This window comes from Arthrobacter sp. NPDC056493, from assembly GCF_042795115.1.
Lineage (GTDB): Bacteria > Actinomycetota > Actinomycetes > Actinomycetales > Micrococcaceae > Arthrobacter.
On the sequence record NZ_JBHTSL010000080.1, the window covers coordinates 1 to 22,012 of the forward strand.

The window sequence follows — 22,012 nt, forward strand, 5'->3', positions numbered from 1 at the left end:
AAACCCGTAACCTTTGTGACTGAATTTACGATCCACAGAGTGCGGAGAGAAAACCGCAAAGTTGAACGCAACTATTTTCGTCAACGGAGGGTCTCATCTCATGTCTTTGTTCACTCTTACTGGAAGCAGGCTGGCGGCAACCGTGCTCGCGGCCGGGGCTTTGGTGGTAACCGGGACCGGCTGCAGTGCCGTAACCGCGTTGCTGCAGGACAGTTCCACCGCCGTGGACGCGGAAACGCCATCGCCCACGCCCACGCCCACGGAAACAGAATCCCCATCACCCACCCCAACGGCTACGGAGACGGAAACGCCGTCGCCGAGCCCCACGGCCACGGAGACGGAAACGCCGGCCCCGTCCCCCACGGCCACCGAAACTGAGTCGCCGTCGCCCACGCCAACGGAAACGGCCACGCCGAGCCCGTCCCCCACCGAGACCGACAAACCGGCCCCCGCGCCGACCTCTGCCCCCAAGGGACCGGACGCCACGGGTCCGGCGGCCTTCGGCCTCTGCAACGCCTTCATCCACGGCGGCCTGGGCCACAAGTCCACCGCGCGTGCGGCGCTTGTGCGGGCGGCCGGCGGCGAAAGCAAGATCGTCTCTTACTGCGTGGACTTTGCCAAGCGTCACTCGGATGACGATGATGCCCGCAAGTCCACTAAGTCTGAGACACGCCGGTCCGGCGGGGAGCAGACCGAGCGGCGGGCGGACCGGCAAACCGAGCGGCGGGCAGAGCGCAAGGTGGAGCGGCGCGTGGAGCAGCGGCTGGAGCGCCGCGTGGAGCAGCCGCGCCAGGCCCCGGCACGTGGCTCGTGGGACGGTGCACGCCACCACTCTGATGACTCGAACAAGCGCTCCGGCGATTCACAGTCACGTGGCAACTCGCACGAGCGTTCCGGCAACTCGCATTCGCATTCCGGCGGACACCGGTAGCCTGTCAGCAGGAGGAACGTCGGGCGGGGGGACGCACAGTTCATCCCGCCCGGCGCCACATCCGAAGGATGCCCGCGATGGGGCATCTGCACAGGGGGCGCATGCAACCGGTCAAAGGTGATCCCAGGACGCCTGGTCAATCCGACGAGGGCGTCTTTTGCGCTGTCTACCGCGAGTTCTCGCCTGCCGTGCTGAGCTACCTCCGGGCACGCGGCCTGGAGGACCCGGAGGGAACCACGCAGGAGGTGTTCCTGGCCCTGCACCCGCAGCTTGGGCAGGTGCGCGGCGGGCCGAAGGGGATCAAGTCCCTGGTCTTCTCAATCGCCCATGCGCGCTACGTGGACGAGCAGCGGCACCGCAGCAAGGCCCCGCAAACCACCGGCTACGATCCGGAAGCCGACCCGCGCTGCGATCCGTCCGCCGAAGACCAGGTGCTGGCATCGGAGAGCACCGCGAACGTCAAGGCGCTGCTTGGGACACTGCAGCAGGACCAGCAGGAGGTCCTCGCGCTGAGGATCGTCGCGGACCTGTCCCTGGAAACGACGGCGGAAATCATGGGCAAAACTCCCGGCGCCATCAAGCAGCTGCAGCGCCGGGCCCTGTGCCGGCTCAGGAAACTCCGCCACCTATTGAGAGAAGGTGCGTAATGACGAATTCGGACAGCGGGCAGGAAGAGCGCCGGCTCGACGACGAGCGTTGCGTGGAGGCACTGCTCACCGAGGCGGGCCTTCCGGACGACGACGAGATGCGCGCCCTGCTGCTGGAGATGAGGAACCTTCGGGTTGCAGACGTGCCGGAGCCGTCGGCGGAAGTAGCCGCCTTGATGGGCCAGCGCGAAACAGCGGATGTTATCCGGCTGGAGGACCGGCCCCGGAAGCACCCGGGGAAAGGGCGCGTCATGTTCACCAGCCTGGCTGTGGCGGCTTCGCTCGGCATCGCCGGCGGGGCAGCCGCCGGGAATGACACGCTGCGCGGCCAGGCCGAGGGAACCATCAGCAGCATCATCTCGCTCTTCCAGCCCACTCCAGCCAAGCCAGCGCCAACATCTCCGGCGCCAACGTCTCCGGTTCCGGCCTCACCGGCACCGGCACCCAAGCCCGCCCAGGCACCCTGGCCGGCACCCGCCGTCGTCCTTCCTCTTCCCGAGTCTGCCCCTGCAGCCCCCGTCAGCGTTCCGGCTCCCCGGGCAGAGTCATCCGGAGGCGACCGGCGGGAGGACTCCCCGAAGCCCAGGCACGGACGGCACGGGCGGGAAGACGCCGGCCCCGGGCGTTCAGCCGCGGTGACGCAGCCAGGCGGAACGCCGGCAGAGACCGGGTCATCCCGCCGGGCTGACGTACCACGGCACCCGACCGAACGCGGCGCGTTCGACGGGCGGGGGCACGATAGGCCCGCGTTCGAAAGGCGAGGGTACGATCGGCTGGCTGGCGGAACGGAGGCGCCGCGCCACGCGAACCCAAAGGGCAAGGCGCGCCACAACGGCGGCGCCGGCCAGGATGCCGGCCGTGGCGCCTGGCACCCCGGAACGGCTGCTGCTCACCGCGGCGACCGGCGGTAGGCGTATCGGCCAGACACCGTCTGACGGAGTTCCCGTTCCCCCATCGATTGCTCCATAGCTGCCGTTTTGAGGCCTGAAAAGGGCAGTTACGGAGCAGTCGATGGTCCGGGAAGCGCGTGGCCGGAGCCTACATCCCTGATGACATGTACAGACCGGGCAGCAGGGCGGGATTTCCCAGGGCGAAGAAGGCGAAGATGATCAGCGCCACTCCAACGATCCTGCTGAGCGCACGCCCGTGGCTCCACGACTTCTCCAGCAGCACGGTGACGGCGATGACGGCCATCCAGGCGAGGTTCATCACGCCTACGGCGATAAGGACCACCATCAGCCCCCAGCAGCATCCGATGCAGTACAGACCGTGGTAGAGCCCCACGCGCAGGTCGCGGAGCCGGCCCTTGTAGCTTGAGACATGGAGCAGGAACGCAACGGGTGAGCGGCAATGGCGGAGGCAGAAGTCTTTGAGCGGCGTCAGTTGATAGATGCCTGCGGACATCACCACCCCGGCTCCCACCCATGGTGCGGAGTCCGGCGCTCCCGTTGCCAACTGTTCCGCCAGCAGCGCGGCCGCGAAGGCGACGGCGCCGAAGATCGCCCACGCCGCCAGGTACCCGACGACGAGCGCGGCGGTTCGGGCCGCCCGGATGGGTGCGCTCCGGGTCGCCCGGATGGACCGCAGATAAAGCGTGGTGAGGGGCGATAAGGCCGGAAGCATCATTGCCGCCATCATCAGCGTCCAGGCCGCCAGGAAGCCGGCAAGCCCGAAGCCCATCGTGCCGGGCCCGGGGGTCATCTCCCGGAAGCCCAGGACGGTGAAGTACCAAGCGACAGCCGCGCAGCCAAGCAGAACCAGCAGTGCCGCGTGGTTGCGGACTGTCACATGTGCCTGCCCCGACAAGTCAGGCCGACCAGGCGAACGGTGCCGAGAAGGAGTTCTTTCCGGCGTTGTCCCACGACAGGCCGAAGACATCCACCGTGGACGTGGTGGCGCGTCCGGCGGCCAGCGTGTCGGCGGGGAAGCCGACGCCGCTGACCTTGACGCCGGCGCCGGTCGGGTCCATTGGCGAGACGAAGTCCTCCACCGACATGTCGACCGCTGTGCCGATCCGGACGCGGTGCTCCCGCCCGTCATCCTCATAGGTGAAGTCGCGGGACTCGATGCCCAGCATCTCGCCGATCAGGGGGGCCATGCCCTCCATCGGTCCGCCCAGCTGGCCGCCGAACACGGCCCCGAGCGCCTCGGCCTGTTCGGGTGAGGCGGCTGCGTCCATAAGGACGCCTACCTTCCAGCCGCCCTCGCTCATCAGGGCAGGCGCGTCGGTCACCACGCAGACGTTCAGGCCGCCGACGTCGACGCCGTTGACGGCGCCCTTCTGGACATGGAAGGCCAGCGCCACCTTGCAGCGGTCTTCATCGGCAGGCAATGTTTGGCCGGAGGTGGTACACGGGCAGACCATGTCGCAGTTGCAGTTTTCGAAGTACGTGCCTTCGATTTGCCATGCCATTTCGGGGCTCCTTTCCCACGAACCCCCCTTATGGCTGACAGTGTGCTCCGGGCTACGGACCGCGTCAATAAGGAAATACCGCGGTGCGGAAGCCCCGGCAGACGCGGAAAATGCCGGGCCGGACGGCTGGTGCAGAGGCCAGTGACCAGGCCCGGGTTAACGCGACTCAGCCCTTGATGGTCTTCATGGTGAACCTGGAGCTGAGCTTCTGAATCCCGGGAATCGTCATCACATGATCGCTGAGGAACGCCTCGTACGCCGGGAGGTCCTTCACCTTGATCCTGATGAAATAGTCCGGCGAACCGAACAGCCGATGCAGCTCGGTGACTTCGCTGAACGCGGCCATGGTGCTTTCAAACCGGTCCACGCTTTTCCGGTCAAAGTTGGTGAGCTCGACGTCGAGCAACACCTCGAAGCCCCGCCCCACCGCGGCCGGATCCACCACCGCCCGGTAGCCGCGGATCACTCCGGCCTGCTCCAGCCGCTGGACGCGCCGCAGGCACGGGCCCGGCGTCAGCCCCACTTCCGCCGCCAGATCGACGTTGGGAATCCGGCCGTCCCGCTCCAGAACCTCAATTATTGCTGCGTCCAAAGAATCCATACGAATAGATTGCTCCAGCGACCCATAGAGTGGCAATTTTAGCAATCCTGTGCCTCGGAAAACCTGAAAAAATTGGGACATGCAAAACGCCCCTGAAGTGCCCCTTTCCTCTTCCCGGCGGCGGGAGATGGCCAAAGGGTTAAAGGACTCCTTCGCCGCAGGGCTCGGCATGTACCCGCTCGGCATTGCCTTCGGACTCCTGGTGATTCAGGCAGGCCTGCACTGGTGGGTAGCTCCGGCCTTATCCATTGCCGGCTTCGCCGGTTCGCTGGAGCTCCTGCTCGTGGGACTGATCGTGGCCGGCACGCCGCTGGCGGCCATCGCCCTGACCACCTTCCTGGTGAACTTCCGGCACGTCTTCTACGCCTTCTCGTTTCCGCTGGGGGTAGTGAAGCACCCGGCAGCCAAGGCATACTCGGTCTACGCACTGATCGACGAAGCCTATGCCGTCACGGCCGCCTCCCGTGACACCTGGACTTCCTGGCGGCTGCTCACCATGCAGCTGGCATTCCACAGCTACTGGGTAGGCGGAGGCCTGACCGGCGTTGCGGTGGCGGCCCTGCTGCCCGGTCCAATTCGTGGTTTGGACTTCGCGCTGTGTGCCCTGTTCGTCACGCTCACGCTCGACGCCGCCCGCACCCGCAAACAGGTACCTTCCGTCCTGCTGGCCGGACTGAGCTTCGCCCTGACCACGCTGGTTCTCCCAGGCCAGGCACTCTTCGGAGCACTGCTGTTGTTCCTTCTCCTGCTGCTGGCCCGCTACGCGCTGCTGCGCCGCAATGCAAAGAAGGACAGCCGCCTTGTGAAGGAGACAGTCGATGCCTGAAACCGGCTACATCCTCGCCGTTTGCGCGATCGTTTTCGTGATCACCCTGAGCCTGCGCGCACTGCCGTTCGCGGCCCTGAACAAGCTCCGGGGCTCGCGCCTGGTTCAGGTCCTCGCCCTGTGGATGCCGGCGGGCATTCTTGGAATCCTGGCCGCCTCCACCCTGCAGCACACCCTTCAGGCCGAACGGGCCAAGGCAGCTCCCGCCCTCGCCGCGGTGGCCATCACGGCGGCGACCCACCTGCTTGGCGGGCGGCGCACCTTGCTCAGTGTCGGCGTCGGCACAACCGCCTACGTGGTGCTGGTCAACCTGCCCTGAACCGGGGGCTCAGGAAACTTTGTAGCTCAACCGGTACCTGGCGCCGTCCTTCGTAAACTCCATGATCCCGTCCTTGGCCCCGCGTTCGAGGACCTGCTGACCGAGGTAGTCGTCCCCCTCGACGTCGTTTTCATAGAGCTTCACGGAAACCTTGCCGGTGAACTGGACGGTCCTGTCGATTTTCTTCTTGTCGCCCTCGCTGATCTGCACGGACTTCCCCAGGTTCTGATCCTCCACCCGGATCCGGATCTCGTCATCGCCGACGAAGTCCTCCTGCTCAACGCAGTGCAGGGTTCCGAGATGGATTTTGCCGCCCGGTACGGATGTTAGCGTGCTGAGTTTGGCCCGGTGCACGCCACTGATCACGTTGATCGCCGGGTTCCCAGTGGCACCGTTGTACTTGTACGAACCGGATTCGAACAATAGGTACGCCTCGCCATTCGGCGTGGCGGTGATTCCTTCCGCCATGCTGGGCGCGCGGAAGCAGCGTACGGATGCCCTGTCGAGGTTCGTTTCGCCCTTGTTGGTGATGTACACGTTGCTGCGGTACTTGCGCCCGCTGGACGTGCTGAAGAGGAAGCGTCCGTCCGCGACCGCCACGCCCTGCGTCCACTGGGGCACCTCCCAGCGCAGGCCGTTTCCGTCCGCTTTCCTGTCCAGGGTCAGGGATCCGTCGCCGGCGATCGTGTAGCTGTACATCCAGTCCCGGTGCTCGTCGCTGAACCTGCCCGCGTACAGATGGTGCCCGTCGATGGTCATGAATGACGCGCCGTAGACCTTGCGGTCCTCGCCGTCCGGACTGACGGATCCGCCTTTGGCCGTCATCGCCTCCCTGAGATCGGTCAGGCTGTACTTGCGGATTGTGTGCCAGCCATCTTTCTTGGGGCCGTCCACGAAGGCCCACTTGCCGTTCAGTGCGATGGCACCGGCGTGGGTCTGGTGCTTGTCGCTATCCCTCGGCTCGATGTCAACGGTGCCCACAGTTCTGTTCCCCGCCTTCGGATCGAGGCCGACGATGTGCGCCTTGCCCTTTCCGTAGGTCGACACGAGCAGCAGATCGTTGCCCTTGCCGTCCCAGTTCCTCCACCACGCGACACCCTGCGGCGTGTGGTCGCTGAGCTCTTTGCCGGTCAGCTCCGGCCCCGGTTTGAAGCGCGAGTCGTACATGTACGAGGCGGACTTGCCGTCGTACAGAGGTGCCGTTCCGCCGGTGGCGGCTTGCTCGCATTTGATGGTGGTGGTGGTTTCCGGTGGTTTCGTTTCCTGCGCTCCCGCGACACCCGCCGTCGTCAGAAGCAAAAGCGGTGTGGTGAGCGCCGCGACGGTTGTTCTTCGCACATGCATGGTGATCAGACCCCCAGCGTCCGTTTGGTCTTGTCCGTCCCGGTGACGGGTCCGGCCGAACTATCACGCCTATCATGTGAAAGCCGGAGCGTGCATGTCACACCGTGGATGGGTCCTCTGGCGGCGTATCCTTCAGCTGGCGGAGCCACTCCTTCAGCGGTGCGGCGTCAGGGGCTATGAGGACCCGCTGCTCGATGCTTTTCTGCAGTTTGGCGATGAAGGAGTCCTGCTGTCCCGCTGCGGCTGTTTCCACGACTTCTTCTTTGAGCCAGCCGGGTTCTATGCCGGCAGGAGACTCGATACCCGCCTGTATGAGCGCTCCGATCACTTCCACGCGGAACTTCTGGACAGGCCCGGCCTCACCATGGGCCGGCACAGCCTCGGCCCGACGGACAAACGCTGCCAACCGGGCCAGGCGCGTGATTACCAACGGGTTGACTTGGAGGTACGCGCTGATGTCGCTCTGCCCCACCTCATGTGCGTACAGATCGCGTGGTCTTGCTATCCCTGCCTGACGCAACTGCTTTTCGTAAGGCTCGAACGCCTCCAGCTTCCAGAAGTCCTGCCGCGGCTCTATCCCCAGGAACTTCAGGAATTCCTCCTTCTTGCGCAGCTCCGCGAGCTCGGGGTCCTCCCTGGCCCAAGCCTTGAGTCGGGGATCCGCAAATGCGTACTTGAGCCGGCGGGTTATCTCTGGCTCGGCTGCGACGCCCTTGTTTCTGGCGATGCTGCATGCCGCGTTGTAGGCCGTCTGGGGTGCGACGGAGTCGAGCGCCTGCTGGCACAAATCAGAGTGCGGGGCGGCCTGCTCAGAAAGGGAGGGACTGAGGTCCTTGTACGCGAGCGCGGCGTACAAGCGCATTGCGTGCGCCCAAGGTCCAGGGATCTGTAGCCGTTCCGTCGGCGCCAGCTCCTGAACCATGTTCCCAGCGACCTCCCGTGCCCGCCGGCGCCACTCGTCGTCGGACTTTGATGGCTTGACCGGCAAGTTGAGAGCAACGTTTACGAATGTCAGTTCAACCCGATACAGGAGAGCCAGGTGGCCAGCCGCCGATTTCGCTCCCCGCCCGATATCCCGCCGGATCGCCGTGGCCCTGCGCCACAGCCAGTCCGCGTAGATCCGAAGCGCCTCCGCGTCAGCGCTTTCCCGCAACAGCGAGTGTTGCAATGCCACCTCGGCGGGCAGGTTTCCCGCGTCGTAGTCAAGGGCGGCGCCCAGCAGCTTCGTTTCCTGTTCCGCTGCAATCCCGGAGCCGGTTGTGGCGATGCAGTGCAGCCCGAGGCTGCGCCAGTCGGTGGCACCACACAGCCCCTCGAACCCGTGATGGTTCCGCGCGAGGGTAGCCAGGACAAAGGCTGCCGCCATCTTATGCAGTTCTGCCTGCGCAGCGGGGCCGGCCTTGGCGGCCGATGCTTTGCTTTCGGCGGCGGCCTGCTCCCCCGCCAGGCCCAGGACCTTCCTGTCGATGTTGGCTGCGTTGACGGTCCATCCATTACGTGTGATGGCGATCGTCAGCGCGTTCTCGCCTACGGGGGAAGCGGCCACCCTCCATGGCGTGACGCCAAAAATAGAAGTCACGACCTTCTGAACCGCAGCCATGAACTTATTGCTGAATGTCAGGGCCACAGCGGTGTCGCCGAGGTCATCGACGTCGGTGCCTACAGTGGTCTCGACTCCCCGCGGGGGTGCGGCACCGAACTCATGCAGAAGGGCAGCAATGTGCTCGGTGTCAGCTCCGTTGCTCTTGCCATCCGGACCGCGCACGTCCAGCGACACACGCAGCCTGCTGCTCAGGTAGAGGGCGAAAGCCACAGCACCGCATAGCGCGGCAAATGCCCACTCAAGCGCGACGAGGCCCCAGACGGCACGGGTCAGGCCAGCCGCCGCCGCAGCTGCACCCACTGCCAGAACCGTGCCGACGGAACCCAGAAGTATCAGGCCTAGCCCACCGAAAAGCAGTCCTGCCCGCCACCCTGGACGCATCTTGACGAAGGGCATCTTTGGAACGAATACCAATAGCCGCCCCAGCAGCAGAAAGAAACCCACCACCCCCAGCAGCGCCGGCCCCGCCCCCACCAGGGGTTTTATCCACTCCGCGTGGAACCGGTCCCAGTTGGCGCCAGCCCGCTCGGCCGGGTTCTGCGGCGGGGCCGGTGGCGCGGGCTGCGCTGCCGCACGGACGGCCGCCAGCCGTTCCTGCTCGCACGCCGTCGTGGCGGCGACCACGGGGGTTCGTACCTGGCCACGGATTTTTTCGATCAGCGCCAGGGCGTCAGCCGGCTTTCCGGCCTGCGTCAGGTCAGCGGCTTGGGCACACAGGCGGCCGAGGTCATCTGTCGGCGTCGGACTCGCCGCGGTACTGGTTGGAAGGAATCCGACCACCGCCGTGAGGCAAAGCGTGCCCAATGCCGGCAGCGCGCCCAACATCAGCGACCTGGCTCCAATTAGCCGGTGCCGCGCAACATCAGAGTTTGTGATTGCCTCGGGTGTCGAAACTGACGCCTTCGAAAGTTCCCTGCCCATGTTCTCGCCAGCCTTCGGAACCGCACGGCACTGTGCGGCTCGCAGGGTTATTTTGCGCTCACTCTCAACAAAGGAAAAGAGCGCAAAACTTTGGCCGCGGTTTCTGCAGGCTCAGGCGGCGGGCGGCTCCCCAAGTGACTCGCAGTTGTTGTCGTTTTGGGGTGTCAAAACGACAACAACTGCGAGTCAGTTGGGATGGGGTACAGGCTCAACCGGCGAACGGGCCCTCCTGCACGAGGTTGGCCGGGCGGTTCCCGCCGGCCAGCGCCTCGAGCTGCCGGGCCAGGAGCTTAACGATCCGCGGCTCGAACGCCGACGCGTTGCCGCCGATATGCGGCGTGATGAGCGCGTTCTCCGATGCCCACAGCGGGTGGTCGCCGGGCAGCGGCTCCGGGTCGACGACGTCGAGCGCGCAGTGCAGCCGGCCGGACAGCACCTCCGCGGTCAGGGCCTCGGTGTCCACCACCGGGCCGCGCCCCACGTTCACCACCAGGGCGCCGTCCGGCAATGCCGCCAGGACCTCGGTGTTGACCAGCCGGTGCGTGGCCTCGTTCAGCGGGGTCACCGCAACCAGAACGTCGTGCGTGGCGGCCAGGGAAACCAGGCTGGCGGCGGCGTGGACCTCGCCATGCTCGTCCGTGCGGGCACTGCTGCCCACCCGGGTGAGCTCCACCTCGAACGGCGCCAGCCGCTTGGCGATCTCATGGCCGATCCCGCCGACGCCGATGAGCAGCACCCGGCGGTCCGCCAGGGACGGACGGCGCTGCGGACGCCAGCTGCCCGTCTGCTGGTCCCTGACCGCCGCGTCGATGCCGCGGAGCTTGGCGAGGATAAGCCCGACGGCGAGTTCGGCCGTCGCAGCAGCGTGCACACCCGCTGCAGTTGCCACGGCGGCCGACGCACCCGCCGCCTCCGGCACGCCGTCGTACCCTGTCGACTGGGTCTGGACCAGCTGGAGGTTGCTCGCCTTGGCGAGTGAGCCCAGGACAGCCGACGCGTCGATGTACGGAAGGACCACTGCGTCGATCTCCTCGAGGGCAGCGCCCTCCGGGTCCGACCGCAGATCCCACACAGCGCCCCGTAGGTTCCCGGGAAGCGGCTCCAGGCGTGCAAGGAGATCCCGGTCGGGAAAGCTGACGGTGCGGATTGACGGCATGGTGGCGTCCTTTTTGGAAGAAGAGATGTGCGAAAGTTTTCTCATATGCGATCATCATCGCATCCGGACCGCAGCGTGACAAGGGCGGCATCATGCCCGCGCAGGCGGAACTGAACCTTTTACATCCCGGAAACAGAAAGGCTTGACGGATGGAAAAAGAAACGCGAAACTTTTCTCATATGTGATTGCGGTCTCAGGATCAGCCGCCGCATCCAACTCTCCAAACTGAAGGTGAAACCCCATGGCAACAACGCTCGAACTCACTGTCCGCACCGCACAGTGGACCCGCCCCTCCCGGGACCTGGTCAAGGCATTCGAGAAGTTCCCGGTGGCCAACATCGGCGACGCAATGGAGCGGCTGGGCCTGGTGGACGGCAACATCAACCCCGTCTGGGCCGGCGCGCACTGCGTGGGCTCCGCACTCACGGTCCTCGGTGCAGCCGGGGACAACGCGGCCGTCATCGAGGCACTGAACTACATCGAGCCCGGCGACGTGGTGGTCATCAACGGCTTCGGCCACGAGCACCGTGCACTGGTGGGCGAGCAGCTGTCCCAGCGCTTCGAGGCCGCCGGCGCCACCGGCGCAGTGATTGACGGCTACATCCGCGACCGCGCCACCATCACGGAAATCAAGTTCCCGGTCTTTGCCCGGGGCACCACCCCGGCTGGCCCGTTCAAGAACGGCCCCGGTGTCATCGGCGAACCGGTGGCCATCGGCGGCATTGTCTGCTCCCCCGGCGACATCGTCGCCGCCGACGACGACGGCGTCGTCATCATCCCCCAGGCCCGCGCCGCGGAAATCCTGGAACGCGTTATCGAAGTCGCCGCGCACGAGGCCGAAATGACGGCCGAAGTCACCCGCGAATACAGCTAATCCAAGCTTCTCCCGCAACAGGGACCCTCCTAGACTGAGAGAACTCCAATGACTAATTCATCGACGGAATCAGTGGACCTCAACACCGCTCAAGTACAGGTCGTCACAGCCGACGGCAAGATGGTGCGCAAGGCGACCTTCGCCGGCACCATGGGCTCCTTCGTGGAGTGGTACGACTACGGCATCTACGGCCTCCTCACCACCTACCTGGCCATCAACATCATGGGCTCGAAGGACCTCGGCTCCCTGCTGCTGACCAACGTCGGCTTCCTGGTGAGCTTCCTGGCCCGCCCGTTCGGCAGCGTCATCTGCGGCTACCTCGGCGACAAGCTGGGACGCAAGAACCTGCTCGCCGTGCTCCTGCTGCTCATCTCCGGCGCCACGGCCTGCATCGGCCTCATCCCGTCGTCGTCCGTCATCGGCTGGGCCGCACCGGCACTGTTGATCCTCTTCCGCATCCTGCAGGGCTTCTCCGCAGGCGGTGAAGTGGCCGGCGCCATGGCCTTCGTGGGCGAATACGCCCACAACCGGCACCGCAACTACAGCATGAGCTTCATCGCCGTCGGATCCTTCTGCGCCCTCCTCTTCGGCAGCGCACTGTCCGCGTCGCTCATCACCACCCTCGGCGACGCCACCATGGAAGCCTGGGCCTGGCGCGTGCCGTTCCTGTTCGCCCTGCCGCTGGGCTACGTGGGCTACTACATCCGCTCCAAGATGGAGGACACCCCGCACTTCGCCGCCCTCCGCGACCGCAAGCAGGTGGAACGCAACCCGCTGCGCGCCGCCCTGACGTCCAAGCGCCACCTGAAGGCCATCGCGCTGACCATCTTCCTCCCGGCAGTCAACGGCCCCGGCTACTACCTGCTCTTCGCCTACATGCCCACCTACCTGAAGACCCAGCTGGGCACCGGCAACAACTTCTCCATGGTCCAGGCCCTGACCGTGACCGCCTTCAGCCTGGTGGCCATCATCATCTCCATCCCGCTCATGGCCCGCCTGTCCGACCGCATCGGCCGCAAGCCCGTGCTCGCCGTGTCAGCCGTCCTCATGGCCGTGGTGTCGTACCCGATGTTCGCCATGATCACCACCGGCAACATGGTCCTGGCCTGCATCGCCACCGTGGTCATGGCCATCGCCTTCTCCGGCCACGCCGCCGTCGTCCACACCGTCCTGACCGAAATGTTCCCGACCACCGTCCGCTACAGCGCCTACAGCATCGGGTTCAGCATCAGCACCATCATCTTCGGCGGCAGCGCCCCGCTGGTCATGACCGAGCTCATCAAGGCAACGGGCAACAGCATGGTCCCCGCCTACGCCGCCATCGGCACCGCCATCATCACGCTGGTGTCCGTGTCCTTCCTGAAAGAAACCAAGGGACTGCCGCTGCAGACCCACTAAGCAAACCACGACGGCGGCCTGCCGCCCTCGCCGGCCGGCCGCCGTCGTCGGACCATCAGCACCACAACCTGAACCACCGGGAGCAAACCTTGAGCATCAATTCAGTGGCCGTCGTCGCAGACCTCGGCGAAAGCTACGGCAACTACACCATCGGCGACGACGACGCCCTCCTGGGCCTGGTCACCGCCTCCAACATCGCGTGCGGCTTCCACGCCGGCGACCCGCGCGTCATGGACGCCACGGTGAAGTCCTGCGTGGAGCGCGGCATCGAACTCGGCGCCCACCCCGGCTACCCGGACCTGGTGGGCTTCGGCCGGCGCCTGATCGAAGCCAGCGAAGAGGAAATCCGCACCGACGTGCTCTACCAGATCGGCGCCCTCGACGCCTTCGCCCGCATCCACGGCGGCAAGATCAGCCACGTGGCCCCGCACGGCCGGATGGGCAGCATCGCCCAGACCGACGCCAAGCACGCCCGCGCCATCACCGACGCCATCAAGGCCTACGACCCCTCCTACATCGTGATTTGCCAGAACGGGTTGCTCGCCGACGAATCCCGCAAGCGCGGCCTCGAGGTGGGCTACGTGTTCCTGGCCGACCGCGGCTATGGCGAGGACGGCATGCCCGTCTCCCGCAACACCGAGGGCGCCCTCCTGCACGACCCCGAGGAAATCGGCCGCCGCGTGGTCCAGGTGGTCACCGAAGGCACCGTCCGCGCGGTCACCGGCAAGGTGGTTCCGCTCGGTCACGACGCCGACGTGGTCCTCCTCCACGGCGACCACCCGCAGGTCCTGGAAAACGGCACGGCGCTCCGTGCGGCCCTGGAGGCCGCCGGCGTCAAGGCCACCGGGCTGCAGGACGTCCTGGCCGAGAAAGCCCGCCGGGCCGCGGCGTAGTTCTTATCCATCACCGCCAGCACCTGCCCCTGCACCTGCCCCGTCACCTGACACGAACCAAGGAATCATGGACACCCAGCCAGAGCCCGAGCAGCCGACGCAACGATTATTCGACATCGAGGCGACACCCTTCGGCGACTCGGCCCTGATGCTGAAGGCGGCAGCAGGCACGGCGGAGGAACGCCAGGCCGGAAGCCGCCGGCTCCGCGAACTCGTGTTCGAGCTGCAGCCGCACGGACTGCTGGACGTGGTGGCCGGCATGGATTCGGTGCTGGTGGAGTTCGACTGCCTGGCCGTCAGCCACGGCCAGCTCGCCCAGACCATCCGGCTGGCTGCGGCAGGCGGCGGGGCGCGGACCGGCACCGGACGCTCCCCCGAACTCTTCGAGATCCCGGTTGTGGTCAGCGAGGCCTTCTCCCCCGACCTTCCCGGCGTCGCCGACGAGCTCGGCATCAGCCAGGAGGCCGTGCTGGGAATCCTGGAGAGTACGGAACTGTCCATCAACCTGCTCGCTTCCGCGATGGCGCCGATGATGGGCAGCCTGCCTTTCCCCGGCCAGGTCAGCCGCTGCCGGGAGCCGCGCACCAACGTGGACCCCGGATCGGTCATGGTGGCCGGCACCAGCGCCATCATCCAGCCTTTCCCCGGCCCGAGTGGCTGGAAAGTCATCGGCCGCACGCCGCTCACCGTCTGCGACATCCGCGAGGACCCGGCCACGTCCTACACCCCCGGCGACCGCGTGCGTTTCCGGGTGATTCCGGAGAGTGAATGGGACGCCCTGGAGGGCCGGTTCCTCCGCGCAACAACTTCCGGAGGGCTCACCGATGGCAACCGCTGAACTGACCGTTGGCCTGAAGATCCGCGAGGCCGGCTGGCTGTCCACGTTCCAGGACCTTGGACGGGAACATTCCGAATACATGGGCGTGCCCTGCGGCGGCGCGGCCGACCAGCATTCAGCCGCCGTGGCCAACATCCTGGTGGGGAACCTCCGCACCGCCACGTGCGTCGAGATCATGGGTGGCCGGTTCAGCTTCACTCCCGATGCTCCCGTGCTGGTCGCCGTCACCGGTGCCCCGGCGGACGTGACGGTCAACGGGGAGGCCGCCGCGATGTGGGAGCCGGTCTGCGTCCCCGCCGGCGCACGCGTGGTCATCGCCAACGCGCGGGGCGGCATGCGCAACTACCTTGCCTTCAGCGGGGCCCTCGCCACCGGCCTGTTCATGGGCAGCGCCGCACCGGAAGCGCGCATGGGCTTCCCGCAGCAAATCGGCGCCGGGCAGGACCTTCAGCTCGCCACCAGCTATGCGGGCTTTGAACACCCCTACCTGTCCCAGCCCCTCTTCCGGCTTCCCGTGCCCATCCCGGCTTTCAGCCCGGGCACGTGGCGCGTCGACATCGTGGAGGGTCCGGAAACCGGTGCCGCGCCCGGCATCAAGGAACTGCTGGCCTCCCGCGAATACACCGTCACCGCCAAATCAAACCACGTTGGCCTGCGGCTGGACGGGCCGGTGGTCCACCCGGAGGGACTCGGCGAAATCGTGTCCCACGGCGTACCGATCGGCGCGTTCGAGATCCCGCACGGCGACGAACTGATCATCCTGGGACGCTACCGGACGCTCACGGCGGGCTATCCGATCGTCGCCTTCGCCACGCGGGCGTCCCTGCCGATGCTGGGGCAGGCCCGCCCCGGCCAGAGGATGACCTTCCGCTGGGTCAGCAACGACGAAGCTGTCGAAGGCTACCGCGAACAGCAGCGCCTGCTCACGGTCCTCGAGGGCCGGGTCCGCAGCCTGTTCGCCGCCGTCCGGCTGCCGCACGCATCAGTGCCGGCCGCCACCCCTGCCGCGGCCTGAGCCCGACCAAAAGACCGCTTGACCCGGCCAACCAAAAGATGAGAAACTTTTCTCATATGAAGCTTGAATCTCACTGCATTTAGGAGCGGTAAAGTGGCACTTCTCGAAGGCAAGGTGGCCGTAGTCACCGGCGCAGGCAGCGGCATGGGGCGTTCCACCGCCGCACTACTGGCCGCCGAGGGCGCGAGCGTGGTGCTGGTGGGCCGTCGCAGTGAGGTGCTGGACGACGTCGCTTCCGCCATCACGGCCGACGGCGGCCACGCCGTCGTCAAGGCCGCGGACATCTCATCGAAAGCCGAGGTCGACGCCCTGATCGAGGACGTCCGCACCTCGCTTGGCCCGGTGGACATCCTGGTCAACAACGCCGGCAGCGCCAGCAAGGTCCTCAACGTCCGCTGGATCAGCCAGGAGGAATGGAACGAGGTCCTGGACGTCAACCTCAACGCCGTCTACCTCCTCACCCAGGCCGTCCTGCCGGACATGCTCTCCCGCAACACCGGCACCATCATCACGGTTTCCTCACTGGCCGCCGTGAACCCAAATCTGCTGGGCGGCGCCGCGTACGGCGCGGCCAAGGCAGCCGTCCGGAACTTCATGACGTACCTGCACAACACCTTCCGCAACGAGGGGCTGCGCGCCATCACTATCCTTCCCGGTGAAACCGCCACCCCCATCCTGGACAACAGGGCACGCCCGCCGCACGCCGAGGAACGCGACGCCATGGTCCAGCCCGAGGACGTGGCCCGGGCCATCCATCTCGTGGCCACGCTGCCGCAGCGCACGGTGGTCCAGGAACTGGTCATCGCCCCGACCGTGCAGCGCGACACCTCCGGGGACATCGAAATCAGCCGCTGGACCGGCGCTCCCGCAGGGGAAGTTCCCCAGCGATGAAACGCCGCCGTCCTTTCGTCACTGCAGGCGTCACCGCTTCTTCGAACACCACGGGCGCCGCCGCCACCAGGGCCAACGTCGCCCCGGCAAGCCATCCATCAACTTCAGGCAGGACCACCATGACCCTCGAACCAGCCACCACCCTCGCCAGCGCCTTCCAGCCCTCGGAGGCAGTGCTGCGCGTCCAGCGCACATCCCTGCGCGTCCAGCAGCCGCAGTCCAAGGGGGACCTCGTGTCCCTTGCCATGGGTGAGCCGGACTTCGACACCCCTGCCCAGGTGCGCGCCGCGGCAGCACAGGCCCTGGAAGAGGGCCACACCCACTACTCGCCGCTGCTCGGCGAGCAGGTGCTTCGCGAGGAGCTGGCCGCCCGTATCGGCCGGCTCCTCGACGGAGTGGCCAGCCCGGGCGACGTACTCATTACCCAGGGCGGAACCGCCGGCCTCTCCGCCGCGATCCTCGGCATCGTCAACCCCGGCGACAAAGTGGTCATCCCGGACCCCACCTACTCGCTGTACGCGGACCTGGTGAGCATGGCCGGCGGTACCGTCGTACCGGTGCCGCTCGCCGAGGACCTGCACTGGGATCTGGAGGCACTGGCCACGGCACTCGAGGGGGCCAAGCTGTTCGTCTTCTGCAACCCCTCCAACCCCACGGGAATCGTCCACTCCCGCCGGGAACTTGAAGCCCTGGCGGACATGGTGGCCGGCACCGAGACCCTGGTGCTTTCCGACGAGGCCTACAGCGACCTCGTCTACACCCCCGAGCCCTTCGTCTCCGCCCTGGAAATCGAAGGCCTCCGCGGCCGGACCATCTACTGCCAGACCTTCTCCAAGAGCTACGCCATGACCGGCTGGCGGGTGGGATACCTGTGGGGCCCGTCCGGGGTCATCGCCTCCGCGGCCCGCGTCCACAACACATTCAACGGGTCCATGAACACTGCCGTCCAGCTGGCCGCGCTGACCGCCCTGAAAACCTGCGGCCCGGACATCGAGCGCATGCACGCTTCCTACTCACAGCGCCGCGAACTGATGGCCAGCGGCCTCCGCAAGATTCCCGGACTCACCGTCAGTTCCCCGGAAGGTGCCTTTTACCTCTTCCCCAAGTACGACGTCGACATTCCGGCGGCGCAGATGGTGGCGCACCTGCGCGACTTCGGCGTCGCTGTCCGTCCGGGCAGCGAATTCGGCCGGAACGGCGAATTCCACCTCCGGCTCTCGTACGCCGCCAGCGCCGAAGCCATCACCGCCGGCGTCGAACGCCTGGCCGCCGGCCTGGCAGCCCTCCGGTAACCCGGATGCTGGTCTCCGATCCGGCCACGGGGCTGCGCCCCGACACGCTGCGAAGCCGGACGCTCCTGGTCAACGCCGCCGGCGCGCTCTTCGGAGCGGGCACGGCGGCGTCCATGGCTGAGGTGGCCGCACAGGCCGGCATTTCCACCGCCACCGCCTACCGCCACTTCGCCTCTGTGGATGAGGTGCTGGCCGCGTACCGCTTCGAGGTGGGACGCGAGCTGCTGACCTTCAGCGCCTTGCAGGAGGCGCACGGCTACGAACTGCTTGAGCTGGTCTGCCGGAAATGGGTGCAGCTGGTGGTGCAGCACGGCGGCTCGATGGTCCACACACGTTCGGCCGAAGGCTACCTCGCCCGCATGCGGGACAGCGCCTACTACCTCACCGTGCAGGCCGACGCGCTGACGCGGCCGCTGGAGGAGGTCACCCGCGCCCTCGGAGCGGAGGGCCAGGGCGACGAGGCGATGTTCCTGTGGAACGTTTTCTTCGATCCGCGCGAAATCTTCGATCTCATCGAGAGCCTCGGCCTGACGCCGGACCAGGCCTCGGAACGGCTGGTCCGAACGTTCACCGCAGCCCTCAAAGGGTGGGCCGCCGCGAAGGCCCTAAGCTAGGTGAGTACCGAGAGGGGACCCAACATGCGTAGCGACACCCAGCGCAACCGACGACAACTCATCAAGGCCGCGGGCCAGCTGTTCGCTGCCCGGCGGGGTCCCATCAGCATGACCGACATCGCCAAGCATGCCGAGATTTCCACCGCCACCGCCTACCGCCATTTCCCGTCCGTCGAGGACATCCTGGCGGAATACCGCTTCGGCGTGGGCGAAAAGCTGCGTGAGTTCAGCCTCAAGCAGGACGCCACGGGGCTGGAACTGCTGGTGTCCGTCAGCCGCAAGTGGGTGGAGCTGGTCACGCGCCACGGCGGAGCGATGCTCTACACCCGTTCCGGTGAGGGCTACCTGGCCCGCCTGCGCCAGGGCGCCTTTTATTTGACCGTCCAGGCCGAGGCGCTCGAACGGCCGCTCCGCGAAACCTGCGACGAGCTCGGCCTCGAGCCGCTCGGCGACGAAGCGATGTTCCTCTGGAACATCCTGTTCGACCCCCGTGAAATCCTCGACCTCATCAACACCGTCGGTCTGACCAAGGACCAGGCGACCGAGCGCCTCGTGTCCGCGCTCAAGGGCGCCATGACGGGGTGGAGCGAGGACCGCACCGCATCCGGTAAGGCCGCCAGCTAGGATCCCAGCCGGAAGCTTTCTGAAGTGAAGTTTTCGCTTCGGAGTCCCGTTCCGCGTGTGAGTTCACGCAGCCGGTCGGCCGTAACGGCCGTCAGCGCAGCGATCCGGAAGACGTCCATTGTCCCGCTGCGCAGGACGTCCACGACGTCGGCCCGCAACTGCCGTTCGGCGCTTTCCTTCGCCTCGATCACCGTCTGCAGCTGCTCCGCCAGGGCGGCAAGCCCGGCAACATGCTGCTCGCGTGAGAGCTCAGGAACGTAAGACTCGGAAAAGGCCTTGGCTGTTTTCTTCACCTCGGTGATCTTCAGGCCGGTTGCGGCGGACACGGCCGCAGCGGGCACTCCGCCGGCCACCGCTGCCGCCACAGCCTCGTTCCGCCTGCTCAGCAGCGCCCGGATCCGGCTTTGACGGTGCGCCCGGGCGGCTTTTTCCTGGGAGAGCCTGCGCTCCACCTCCGGTGTCGCGTTGATGCGCGGCGGAGCGGCGCGGCGCCGCGGCCGGGCATCAGGAATGTACGTCACGTCGCCGCAGGCCCTCGATCAGTTCCCATTCCGCCGCCCGGTTCCGGAAGGCGGGCATCACGCTTCCCTCGAGGACCCGGCAGACGGTGTCCTGCGCGCCGACGGGTGCCCATTCGCCGCTGACGGGGCAGTGGCTGCCGGTCGTGGCGGTGACGGCGCGGGCGCGCGTGCCAGTGGCTTGCCTTGGTGTGCGCAGCATCAGTTTGCTCCTGTGGCTGTCTCGGGGCTGAAGGAAATGAGGACTTTGCCGGAGCGGCGTGCGTCCTTGGCGGTGGTGAAGGCGTCGATGGCCTGGCTGAAGGGATACTCGTGCGTGATCACGGGATCCACGAACAGGCTCCCGTCAGCGAGCGCGGCGAGGACCTCGTCCATTTCACCGTTGAAGCGGAAGGAGCCGAGGAGATCCAGTTCGCGGGTGATGGCGAGCGAGATGGCCACCGGCTGCGCCCCGCTCGGGAGCAGGCCCACCATCACCACCTTGCCGCCGCGCATCGTTCCACGGATAGCGGACTCCAGGCCGCGGTGGTTCCCTGAGGACTCCACGGTGACGTCGGCCTCCACGGCGGCGATAGCATCGGCGTCGGACGCCAGAATGGTGCCCGTGGCACCCACCAGGCGTGCGCGCTGCAGCGGCTCCTCATGCACGTCGACGGCGATAATTTCCGACGCGCCCGCACGCTTGAGGACGGCGATCGCAAGGCAGCCAATGGGTCCGCTGCCGATCACCAGGGCCCGCTTGCCCCGGACGTCCCCGGCGCGGGCGACGGCATGCCAGGCGACGCTGGCCGGTTCGGCCAGGGCGGCCGCCCGCAGCGTCAGCCCTTCGGGCAGGGGCCGGAGCATTCTGGTGGGCAGTGCGGCGTACTGGCTGAATGCGCCCTGCGTGTGCGGATACCGGGCGGCGCTGCCGAGATAGGTGCAGCCAGGCGACAGGTTGGGGCGGTCTCCCGGGTAGCGGGCGCCGTTGCCGCCGGGCGTGGCCGGGTGGACCGCCACGCGGGTACCCTTTGCCGGTCCCGAACCGTCCGCCGCAGCCTGCGTTACCGTGCCCACCACTTCATGTCCGAGGACGAGCGGTTCGCGAAGGATCGATTCGCCGGCGGCACCGTGCAGCCAGTAGTGCAGGTCGGACCCGCAAATGCCGCCGTAGGCGATTTCGACGACGGCCTCATCGTTCCGCGGCTCCGCAGGCTTCACCGGGTCGAGGCGCAGGTCCTCCACGCCGTGTACCACCAGTGCGGCGCCCGCCGTCATGCTGTGATCGTTCACGTCAGACCACCGCCGTCATTCCGCCATCAATGAAGATGGTCTGGCCGTTGACATACGCTGAGGCGTCCGAGGCGAGCCACTGCACGGGACCCATGAGATCCTGCACGGTCCCCCACCGGGCGGCGGGGGTCCGCTTGCAGATCCAGGTGTTGAATTCGGGGTCGTCCACCAGGGCCTGGGTCATTTCGGTATGGATGTAGCCCGGCGCGACGGCGTTGATCTGGAGTCCGGCCGCGGCCCATTCGGCCGTCATGGCGCGGGTCAGGTTCCGCAGGCCACCCTTGGCCGCGGTGTAGGCGCCGATGGTGGGACGTGCGAGGTCGGACTGCACGGAACCGATGTTGACGATCTTTCCCCGGCCCCGCGGCAGCATCCTCCGCGCGACTTCCCGGCCAACCAGGAAGGCGCTCGTCAGGTCGGTGGAGATCACCCGGTTCCAGTCCTCGACGGCGAGGTCCAGCAGCGGGACGCGGTGCTGGATCCCGGCATTGTTGACCAGGATGTCCAGCTCGCCCAGCTTCTCCTCGATGTGCGCGATGCCCCGCGCCACGGAATCCTCGTCGGTGACGTCGAAGGCTATGGCCTCGACCCGCTCCTCACCAAAGCGCTCGGCGAACACCTTGCGGGTCAGTTCCAGGCGGTGCGGGTCGAGCCCGTGCAGCACCACGCTCGCGCCGGCGGAGGCCAAGCCGTCCGCCAGGGCCTGTCCGATTCCCCGCGAGGAGCCGGTGACCAGGGCACGACGCCCCGTTAGATCAAAGGGTGTGGGGGTGTTCATCAGCGCTTCCTTCATCCCTGCCTGGTGAGGCGCCGCGCTTCTCTGCAGCGGCGGAAATTGGTTCCTTCCCAGCGTATGCGCCATGCCGGGTTAAAACAAGAATAATTTCTCATATGAGTACAAAATCTTATTTTTGTGAACCCAACTGGGTAGCAGCAGATGGCGTTCTCAGCGCTGGGAACGCCCTGTACTGCTACCCAGTTGGGCCCTCACCCGACAACGACGGCGGCCGCCCCCTTTCCGG

24 protein-coding genes are annotated in these 22,012 nt (G+C 66.7%); 14 read left to right on the forward strand and 10 right to left on the reverse strand.

Going from position 1 to position 22,012, the window contains the following annotated elements; genetic code table 11:
* Positions 1-100: 100 nt before the first annotated feature.
* The 3 genes from ACFQ50_RS22460 to ACFQ50_RS22470 all read left to right on the forward strand — a co-directional run bounded on the left by ACFQ50_RS22460 (position 101) and on the right by ACFQ50_RS22470 (position 2,489).
* A complete protein-coding gene (locus ACFQ50_RS22460) occupies positions 101-931 on the forward strand; it encodes a hypothetical protein (RefSeq protein WP_377997818.1) in 831 nt (276 codons plus the stop codon).
* A 101-nt stretch (positions 932-1,032) separates the two neighbouring features.
* Positions 1,033-1,578: an RNA polymerase sigma factor gene (locus ACFQ50_RS22465; protein ID WP_377997819.1), complete on the forward strand. Its 546-nt coding sequence runs from the start codon at positions 1,033-1,035 to the stop codon at positions 1,576-1,578.
* Entirely contained in the window at positions 1,578-2,489 is a 912-nt protein-coding gene (locus ACFQ50_RS22470; RefSeq protein WP_377997820.1) for a hypothetical protein, read from the forward strand. Before ACFQ50_RS22465 ends, ACFQ50_RS22470 begins: the two co-directional genes overlap by 1 nt.
* 127 nt (positions 2,490-2,616) lie before the next feature.
* Here ACFQ50_RS22470 and ACFQ50_RS22475 read toward each other — a convergent pair whose 3' ends face one another.
* From ACFQ50_RS22475 to ACFQ50_RS22485, 3 genes are all read right to left on the reverse strand, one after another.
* Entirely contained in the window at positions 2,617-3,366 is a 750-nt protein-coding gene (locus ACFQ50_RS22475) for a DUF2182 domain-containing protein (protein WP_377997821.1), read from the reverse strand.
* Between the two features lie 19 nt (positions 3,367-3,385).
* Positions 3,386-3,991, reverse strand: coding sequence for a DUF1326 domain-containing protein (locus tag ACFQ50_RS22480; RefSeq protein ID WP_377997822.1), 606 nt, complete (start codon positions 3,989-3,991; stop codon positions 3,386-3,388).
* Between the two features lie 166 nt (positions 3,992-4,157).
* Positions 4,158-4,592 (reverse strand): Lrp/AsnC family transcriptional regulator, encoded by a 435-nt coding sequence (locus ACFQ50_RS22485; RefSeq protein ID WP_377997823.1) that lies wholly within the window; start codon positions 4,590-4,592, stop codon positions 4,158-4,160.
* A 79-nt stretch (positions 4,593-4,671) separates the two neighbouring features.
* On the opposite strand from ACFQ50_RS22485, the gene ACFQ50_RS22490 reads away from it, so the two are divergent.
* Positions 4,672-5,418, forward strand: coding sequence for an AzlC family ABC transporter permease (locus ACFQ50_RS22490; RefSeq protein WP_377997824.1), 747 nt, complete (start codon positions 4,672-4,674; stop codon positions 5,416-5,418).
* Complete coding sequence (locus tag ACFQ50_RS22495; protein ID WP_377997825.1) at positions 5,411-5,737, forward strand: branched-chain amino acid transporter permease; 327 nt, start codon at positions 5,411-5,413, stop codon at positions 5,735-5,737. The genes ACFQ50_RS22490 and ACFQ50_RS22495 overlap by 8 nt, the downstream gene beginning before the upstream one ends.
* Before the next feature lie 9 nt (positions 5,738-5,746).
* On the opposite strand, the gene ACFQ50_RS22500 is transcribed toward ACFQ50_RS22495, so the two are convergent.
* The 3 genes from ACFQ50_RS22500 to ACFQ50_RS22510 form a co-directional block, all read right to left on the reverse strand.
* A complete protein-coding gene (locus tag ACFQ50_RS22500; RefSeq protein WP_377997826.1) occupies positions 5,747-7,075 on the reverse strand; it encodes a hypothetical protein in 1,329 nt (442 codons plus the stop codon).
* Positions 7,076-7,178: 103 nt separating this feature from the next.
* Positions 7,179-9,509 (reverse strand): hypothetical protein, encoded by a 2,331-nt coding sequence (locus tag ACFQ50_RS22505; protein ID WP_377997827.1) that lies wholly within the window; start codon positions 9,507-9,509, stop codon positions 7,179-7,181.
* Between the two features lie 304 nt (positions 9,510-9,813).
* Complete coding sequence (locus ACFQ50_RS22510) at positions 9,814-10,761, reverse strand: 2-hydroxyacid dehydrogenase (RefSeq protein ID WP_377997828.1); 948 nt, start codon at positions 10,759-10,761, stop codon at positions 9,814-9,816.
* A gap of 241 nt (positions 10,762-11,002) precedes the next feature.
* On the opposite strand from ACFQ50_RS22510, the gene ACFQ50_RS22515 reads away from it, so the two are divergent.
* The 9 genes from ACFQ50_RS22515 (at position 11,003) to ACFQ50_RS22555 (ending at position 19,200) form a co-directional block, all read left to right on the forward strand.
* The gene (locus ACFQ50_RS22515) at positions 11,003-11,635 is read left to right on the forward strand and encodes an RraA family protein (RefSeq protein ID WP_377997829.1); all 633 of its coding nucleotides are present in this window, start codon (positions 11,003-11,005) and stop codon (positions 11,633-11,635) included.
* A gap of 48 nt (positions 11,636-11,683) precedes the next feature.
* Positions 11,684-13,033 carry an MFS transporter gene (locus ACFQ50_RS22520; RefSeq protein ID WP_377997830.1) on the forward strand — a complete coding sequence of 450 codons (1,350 nt, stop codon included), beginning with the start codon at positions 11,684-11,686 and terminating at the stop codon, positions 13,031-13,033.
* An 89-nt stretch (positions 13,034-13,122) separates the two neighbouring features.
* Positions 13,123-13,926 (forward strand): LamB/YcsF family protein, encoded by an 804-nt coding sequence (locus tag ACFQ50_RS22525; protein WP_377997831.1) that lies wholly within the window; start codon positions 13,123-13,125, stop codon positions 13,924-13,926.
* A 67-nt stretch (positions 13,927-13,993) separates the two neighbouring features.
* Positions 13,994-14,764, forward strand: coding sequence for an allophanate hydrolase subunit 1 (locus ACFQ50_RS22530; RefSeq protein ID WP_377997832.1), 771 nt, complete (start codon positions 13,994-13,996; stop codon positions 14,762-14,764).
* Positions 14,751-15,779 carry a biotin-dependent carboxyltransferase family protein gene (locus ACFQ50_RS22535; RefSeq protein WP_377997833.1) on the forward strand — a complete coding sequence of 343 codons (1,029 nt, stop codon included), beginning with the start codon at positions 14,751-14,753 and terminating at the stop codon, positions 15,777-15,779. Before ACFQ50_RS22530 ends, ACFQ50_RS22535 begins: the two co-directional genes overlap by 14 nt.
* Positions 15,780-15,872: 93 nt before the next feature.
* A complete protein-coding gene (locus ACFQ50_RS22540; RefSeq protein WP_377997834.1) occupies positions 15,873-16,670 on the forward strand; it encodes an SDR family oxidoreductase in 798 nt (265 codons plus the stop codon).
* Positions 16,671-16,789: 119 nt separating this feature from the next.
* The gene (locus ACFQ50_RS22545; protein WP_377997835.1) at positions 16,790-17,962 is read left to right on the forward strand and encodes a pyridoxal phosphate-dependent aminotransferase; all 1,173 of its coding nucleotides are present in this window, start codon (positions 16,790-16,792) and stop codon (positions 17,960-17,962) included.
* A gap of 5 nt (positions 17,963-17,967) precedes the next feature.
* Positions 17,968-18,576 carry a TetR/AcrR family transcriptional regulator gene (locus ACFQ50_RS22550; protein ID WP_377997836.1) on the forward strand — a complete coding sequence of 203 codons (609 nt, stop codon included), beginning with the start codon at positions 17,968-17,970 and terminating at the stop codon, positions 18,574-18,576.
* 24 nt (positions 18,577-18,600) lie between these two features.
* Positions 18,601-19,200 (forward strand): TetR/AcrR family transcriptional regulator, encoded by a 600-nt coding sequence (locus ACFQ50_RS22555; protein ID WP_377997837.1) that lies wholly within the window; start codon positions 18,601-18,603, stop codon positions 19,198-19,200.
* On the opposite strand, the gene ACFQ50_RS22560 is transcribed toward ACFQ50_RS22555, so the two are convergent.
* From ACFQ50_RS22560 to ACFQ50_RS22575, 4 genes are read right to left on the reverse strand one after another with little or no spacing between them, the layout of a single operon-like run.
* On the reverse strand, positions 19,197-19,721 hold the full coding sequence (locus tag ACFQ50_RS22560) for a hypothetical protein (RefSeq protein ID WP_377997838.1): 525 nt from the start codon (positions 19,719-19,721) through the stop codon (positions 19,197-19,199). The genes ACFQ50_RS22555 and ACFQ50_RS22560 overlap by 4 nt on opposite strands.
* Positions 19,705-19,920 carry a hypothetical protein gene (locus tag ACFQ50_RS22565; RefSeq protein ID WP_377997839.1) on the reverse strand — a complete coding sequence of 72 codons (216 nt, stop codon included), beginning with the start codon at positions 19,918-19,920 and terminating at the stop codon, positions 19,705-19,707. The genes ACFQ50_RS22560 and ACFQ50_RS22565 overlap by 17 nt, the downstream gene beginning before the upstream one ends.
* Positions 19,920-20,975: an L-idonate 5-dehydrogenase gene (locus ACFQ50_RS22570; protein WP_377997841.1), complete on the reverse strand. Its 1,056-nt coding sequence runs from the start codon at positions 20,973-20,975 to the stop codon at positions 19,920-19,922. The genes ACFQ50_RS22565 and ACFQ50_RS22570 overlap by 1 nt, the downstream gene beginning before the upstream one ends.
* A gap of 16 nt (positions 20,976-20,991) precedes the next feature.
* Entirely contained in the window at positions 20,992-21,768 is a 777-nt protein-coding gene (locus ACFQ50_RS22575; protein WP_377997840.1) for an SDR family oxidoreductase, read from the reverse strand.
* Positions 21,769-22,012: the final 244 nt, after the last annotated feature.

What these genes read in the sequence shown, in the direction of transcription:
- ACFQ50_RS22545 (WP_377997835.1), top strand. Translation starts at nt 16,790, where the DNA reads ATGACCCTCGAACCAGCCACCACCCTCGCCAGCGCCTTCCAGCCCTCG.
- ACFQ50_RS22495 (WP_377997825.1), top strand. Translation starts at nt 5,411, where the DNA reads ATGCCTGAAACCGGCTACATCCTCGCCGTTTGCGCGATCGTTTTCGTG.
- ACFQ50_RS22565 (WP_377997839.1), bottom strand. Translation starts at nt 19,920, where the DNA reads ATGCTGCGCACACCAAGGCAAGCCACTGGCACGCGCGCCCGCGCCGTC.
- ACFQ50_RS22505 (WP_377997827.1), bottom strand. Translation starts at nt 9,509, where the DNA reads ATGTTGGGCGCGCTGCCGGCATTGGGCACGCTTTGCCTCACGGCGGTG.
- ACFQ50_RS22530 (WP_377997832.1), top strand. Translation starts at nt 13,994, where the DNA reads ATGGACACCCAGCCAGAGCCCGAGCAGCCGACGCAACGATTATTCGAC.
- ACFQ50_RS22485 (WP_377997823.1), bottom strand. Translation starts at nt 4,592, where the DNA reads ATGGATTCTTTGGACGCAGCAATAATTGAGGTTCTGGAGCGGGACGGC.
- ACFQ50_RS22465 (WP_377997819.1), top strand. Translation starts at nt 1,033, where the DNA reads ATGCAACCGGTCAAAGGTGATCCCAGGACGCCTGGTCAATCCGACGAG.
- ACFQ50_RS22515 (WP_377997829.1), top strand. Translation starts at nt 11,003, where the DNA reads ATGGCAACAACGCTCGAACTCACTGTCCGCACCGCACAGTGGACCCGC.
- ACFQ50_RS22535 (WP_377997833.1), top strand. Translation starts at nt 14,751, where the DNA reads ATGGCAACCGCTGAACTGACCGTTGGCCTGAAGATCCGCGAGGCCGGC.
- ACFQ50_RS22510 (WP_377997828.1), bottom strand. Translation starts at nt 10,761, where the DNA reads ATGCCGTCAATCCGCACCGTCAGCTTTCCCGACCGGGATCTCCTTGCA.
- ACFQ50_RS22520 (WP_377997830.1), top strand. Translation starts at nt 11,684, where the DNA reads ATGACTAATTCATCGACGGAATCAGTGGACCTCAACACCGCTCAAGTA.
- ACFQ50_RS22460 (WP_377997818.1), top strand. Translation starts at nt 101, where the DNA reads ATGTCTTTGTTCACTCTTACTGGAAGCAGGCTGGCGGCAACCGTGCTC.
- ACFQ50_RS22550 (WP_377997836.1), top strand. Translation starts at nt 17,968, where the DNA reads ATGCTGGTCTCCGATCCGGCCACGGGGCTGCGCCCCGACACGCTGCGA.
- ACFQ50_RS22575 (WP_377997840.1), bottom strand. Translation starts at nt 21,768, where the DNA reads ATGAACACCCCCACACCCTTTGATCTAACGGGGCGTCGTGCCCTGGTC.
- ACFQ50_RS22555 (WP_377997837.1), top strand. Translation starts at nt 18,601, where the DNA reads ATGCGTAGCGACACCCAGCGCAACCGACGACAACTCATCAAGGCCGCG.
- ACFQ50_RS22570 (WP_377997841.1), bottom strand. Translation starts at nt 20,975, where the DNA reads ATGACGGCGGGCGCCGCACTGGTGGTACACGGCGTGGAGGACCTGCGC.
- ACFQ50_RS22480 (WP_377997822.1), bottom strand. Translation starts at nt 3,991, where the DNA reads ATGGCATGGCAAATCGAAGGCACGTACTTCGAAAACTGCAACTGCGAC.
- ACFQ50_RS22490 (WP_377997824.1), top strand. Translation starts at nt 4,672, where the DNA reads ATGCAAAACGCCCCTGAAGTGCCCCTTTCCTCTTCCCGGCGGCGGGAG.
- ACFQ50_RS22470 (WP_377997820.1), top strand. Translation starts at nt 1,578, where the DNA reads ATGACGAATTCGGACAGCGGGCAGGAAGAGCGCCGGCTCGACGACGAG.